This is a genomic window from Mesorhizobium sp. P5_C1 (assembly GCF_054049815.1).
The window spans coordinates 1-868 of the sequence record NZ_JBFULQ010001176.1 but is presented as its reverse complement, the minus strand read 5'-3'; the positions used below and the strand labels follow the sequence as shown (position 1 = coordinate 868).

1 protein-coding gene is annotated in these 868 nt (G+C 60.3%); it reads left to right on the top strand.

Annotated elements, in window-relative coordinates:
• Positions 1 to 198: 198 nt before the first annotated feature.
• On the top strand, positions 199 to 868 hold a 670-nt coding region (locus tag ACXJ7R_RS34705; protein WP_457155734.1), incomplete at its 3' end, for a cupin domain-containing protein.

Below are 868 nucleotides of genomic sequence, written 5' to 3'. Positions count from 1 at the left end.
GTTGAGATGACGGACGACGCGGGTCCGGGGCAGGCGTGTCGGCAAAAGTCGCGGTTCTCCCATCTGCCGTTTGCGTAATGGTTTGCCGCGCGACCTGTTGGCTCGACTTGAGATCAGGTAGTACATGGAGCATTCGGACGTTAGCCATCAATCGTCCGAATATTGTGTCTGACCGTCCGTCGTATTAACATCGGGAGGATGGACATCCTCGCCCAAGTGCTCGATCGCATTCGCCTCGGTGGGACTCTGCTCTTCCACTTCGAGCTCGGCCATCCATGGAATCTGGCATTGCCAGCGCGCCCCTACGCCCTGTTCCATTATCTCAGTCGTGGCTCAGCTACCCTCGAGCTTGATGAGGGACGAGAACTCCACATGACCGCGGGCGACTTTGTCGTCGTCACACGCGGCGAGCCTCACCTGATTTATTCGGACCGCCGGACGAAGCCGTTACCGATTCCGGATCTCGGTCGACTGCCCGGACGTCTTGGCGTCGTTCGTCATGGAGGCAACGCGCAGCCGCTCTCGACGATGATCTGTGGCAATTTCACTGTGGAGCGGCCCTCGCGCGGCAGTGTGTTGGAATTACTTCCCCCCCTGCTTCTCCTGAAGCCGACGGAAGACGGCGGATGGCTCGAGGCGATTCTGCAACGCATGGTGAGCGAGTCGGCGCTTGCGCGTCCCGGCCAAGACGTCGCACTCTCACGACTGACAGAAGTGCTCTTCGTCGAGGTGTTGCGAAGCTGGATCAAGTCTCTCGATTCCGGAGAAGGCGGGTGGCTAGGGGCAATGGCGGACCMGCACATAGGACCGGCGCTTCAGTTGATTCACGAACGGCCGGATCAACCCTGGACCCTTGGCGACCTAGGGC